We start from the raw sequence: 2,918 nt of genomic DNA, 5'->3' as shown, positions 1-2,918 counted from the left end.
GGCTGCAGCCGGATGGGCTGGCGGGAGCCGGCGGTGATCTGGCCGACCAAGGGCAGGGCCACGGGGCCGTCCGGCGCGTCACCGCCCCGGTCGCCGGGGCCGTCGGGCCGGACGTCGACGCTGCGCACCGCATAGCCGTCGATCGCGGCCTGGTCGAACGACGGGAGCGGGCGCTCGGCCACGACCTCCTCGGCACACAGCAGGCCCTGCGCCTCGGAGATGGCCACGCGCACGGGGCGCGGGGCGACCGCGGCCGCCGTCACCAGAGCAAGCTGTTCCTCGACGGAGCGCACCAGGTGCTCCTTTCCCGTACCCGTCACCCGCGCGAGCGGGCCCGCCTCACCAGTGAAAAAGGGGTTACGACCCCAGTCTGTCCGCGAGCCACTCGCGGAGGTCGTCCGTGTACGCCGGGTTGTCCAGCGCGAAGTCCACGCAGGCCTTGATGTAGCCGCCCGGGTTGCCCAGGTCGTGCCGCGTACCGTCGTGGACCACCACGTGCACGGGGTGTCCCTCGCCGATGAGCAGGTCGATCGCGTCGGTGAGCTGGATCTCCCCGCCCGCGCCCGGCTCGGTCCGACGCAGCGCGTCGAAGATCGCGCGATCCAGCACGTACCGCCCGGCCGCGGCGAGGTGGGAGGGCGCGTCCTCGGCGGCCGGCTTCTCGACCATCCCGAGCACCTTCTTCACCGACGGGTCGTCGGTGTCCTCCACCTCGAACACGCCGTAGGAGGAGACGTCGTCCGGGTCCACCTCGAACGCGCACAGCACGCTGCCGCCGCGCTCGGCGCGGACGGCGTTCATCCGGCCGAGGATCCCGAACGGCAGGACCAGGTCGTCCGGCAGCAGCACGGCCACGGCCTGCTCCTCGTCGCCGAGGACCGACTCGACTTGCGCGATCGCGTGTCCCAGCCCCAGGGGCTCGTCCTGACGGACGTCGACCACCTCGATGAGCCCGGGCGCGCGCTGGACCTTGTGCAGCAATACATCCTTGCCGCGGCCCTCGAGCGTGTCCTCGAGGACGGAGTCCTCGGCGAAGTGCGCCATCACGCCGACCTTCCGCTCTGAGGTGACGATCGCGAGCCGCCCGGCCCCCGCCTCGGTGGCCTCCTCGGCGATGAGCTCGATCCCCGGCGTGTCCACGACGGGCAGGAGCTCCTTGGGCACCGTTTTGGTGGCGGGCAGGAACCGGGTCCCGAGACCGGCCGCCGGGACGACGGCGGTCCGGAACTGCGGCGCGGGTGAGGTGTCGGACGTCATGGCGACCACCTTAGACCGCGTACCCGGCACCCACGTGTGACGCCACGCGCGGCAGACTGTGGCTCATGTCGCAGGACGACCCCGACGTCGGCGCGGGGCCCACCACCGACGCCACCGTGAAGGCACGGTTGCGCCGGGAGGTCCTCGCGCGCCGCGCTGCCGTGCCCGCGCCGGTGCGCGTCCGGCGGGACCGGGCGATCCTCGACCACCTGGCGGGGATCGTCACCGCGGGGATGGTCGTCTGTGCGTACGTGCCCGACGACGACGAGGCCGGCGGACGGGGTCTGCCGGAGGAGCTGGCGCGCCGCGGTGCGCGGGTGCTGCTGCCCGTCTCCCCGGCGCGCGGCCCGGTGGAGTGGGCGACGTACGCCGGGCCGGCGGACCTGGTCCGGGGCCGGTTCGGCATCCTCGTGCCGTCGGCACCGCCGGAGGGACCCGAGCGCATCGCCGACGCCGATCTCGTGCTGGTGCCGGCCGTGGCCGTCGACCGCTCCGGGACGCGGCTCGGGCGGGGCGGCGGCTACTACGACCGCTCGCTCGCACTGGTCGGCCCCCGCACCCGACTCCTCGCGCTGGCCGACACGGAGAACGTCCTCGAGCACATCCCCGCCGAGGCCCACGACCGCCCCGTACACGGCGTGATCACGCCGGACGGCGTTCTCGACTTCGGAACTTGGCACTCGCCGGAGTAGAGTGCCAATCACAATCCGATACGTCTCGGGAGGCCAGATGCCCACCTACTCCTACCGGTGCCGCGACTGCGACGTCGCCTTCGACATCCAGCAGTCCTTCGACGAGGACTCGCTGACGGTCTGCCCGCAGTGCAACGGCGGCTTGCGCAAGCTCTTCAACACGGTCGGTGTCGTCTTCAAGGGCTCCGGCTTCTACCGCACGGACAGCCGCGGCGCCGGCGAGGGCGGGTCGTCCGGCTCGGCCTCGTCCGGGTCCGGTTCCTCGGGCGGCTCCTCGAACGGCAGCTCCTCGAATGGCTCGTCGAGCGGCGGGTCCTCGCCCTCCGGGTCCTCGGGATCGGGGTCCGGTTCGGGCTCGAGCGCGACCGCCGGTGCCGGCTCGTCCTCGGGCTCGTCCAGCTCGTCGTCGTCCTCGTCGTCGTAACCGGCCTCGAAGTCGACTCCCCCTGCCGGCGGCCGCTCCCGGGCATGGCGCCTCGCTCCTACGCCTGAACACCCGCAACGCAGCCGCTCCCCCGCATGGCGTCTCGCCCGCTCTTCGGGGAGGGCGAGACGCCATGGCGGGGGCGGCTGTGTTCGCGACGTTCTGCATCAAAAGTCCGCTACCCACCTGCCCCGGGCTCGTAGCCCCGCTGCTTCCCGACCCGACGGTCGTGACGGGGCGTTTCTCCACACCCCCGTCCGCCTCCACAGGTCTCTCGCGTGGACGCTCGCGGCGCGGCCGTCGCCCGGAGCCTGCGGCTACGGTCTGACCGACACCGCCGGGCGACGGCGGCATCGCTGTTCGCGCCGCGGGCGCGCCGACCGACGGGGGACCCCATGCGCCGCACCATCGCCTCGGTGACCACGCCCGGGCGATGGCGGCGGCGACGCACGGCCCGGATGGCGTTCGCGGCCGCGCTCGTGGTGGCAGCACCGTTCGTCGGACGGTCCGATCCCGCGGAGACCCCCGGTCCCCCGCCCGACGTC

3 protein-coding genes and 1 pseudogene are annotated in these 2,918 nt (G+C 73.4%); 2 read left to right on the top strand and 2 right to left on the bottom strand.

Features of this window, described 5'->3' with window-relative positions; genetic code table 11:
* Window positions 1–293: pseudogene (locus HMPREF3086_RS14590) on the bottom strand (molybdopterin molybdenumtransferase); the annotation flags it as partial.
* Between the two features lie 64 nt (window positions 294–357).
* Window positions 358–1,257, bottom strand: a complete 900-nt coding sequence (locus HMPREF3086_RS14585; RefSeq protein WP_061229032.1) for a UTP--glucose-1-phosphate uridylyltransferase — start codon at window positions 1,255–1,257, stop codon at window positions 358–360.
* Between the two features lie 65 nt (window positions 1,258–1,322).
* Between HMPREF3086_RS14585 and HMPREF3086_RS14580 the strand changes: the two genes are divergently transcribed.
* Window positions 1,323–1,949, top strand: coding sequence for a 5-formyltetrahydrofolate cyclo-ligase (locus HMPREF3086_RS14580; protein WP_061229033.1), 627 nt, complete (start codon window positions 1,323–1,325; stop codon window positions 1,947–1,949).
* Between the two features lie 37 nt (window positions 1,950–1,986).
* Window positions 1,987–2,373 (top strand): FmdB family zinc ribbon protein, encoded by a 387-nt coding sequence (locus HMPREF3086_RS14575; RefSeq protein WP_061229034.1) that lies wholly within the window; start codon window positions 1,987–1,989, stop codon window positions 2,371–2,373.
* Window positions 2,374–2,918: the final 545 nt, after the last annotated feature.

Origin of the sequence: Dietzia sp. HMSC21D01 (assembly GCF_001815995.1) — a bacterium.
In the GTDB taxonomy this organism is placed as follows: Bacteria; Actinomycetota; Actinomycetes; order Mycobacteriales; family Mycobacteriaceae; genus Dietzia; species Dietzia cinnamea.
This window is presented reverse-complemented; position numbering and strand designations above follow the sequence as displayed.

Excerpts from the sequence above, each read along its gene's own strand:
- HMPREF3086_RS14585 (WP_061229032.1), bottom strand. The coding sequence starts at position 1,257 with ATGACGTCCGACACCTCACCCGCGCCGCAGTTCCGGACCGCCGTCGTC.
- HMPREF3086_RS14580 (WP_061229033.1), top strand. The coding sequence starts at position 1,323 with ATGTCGCAGGACGACCCCGACGTCGGCGCGGGGCCCACCACCGACGCC.
- HMPREF3086_RS14575 (WP_061229034.1), top strand. The coding sequence starts at position 1,987 with ATGCCCACCTACTCCTACCGGTGCCGCGACTGCGACGTCGCCTTCGAC.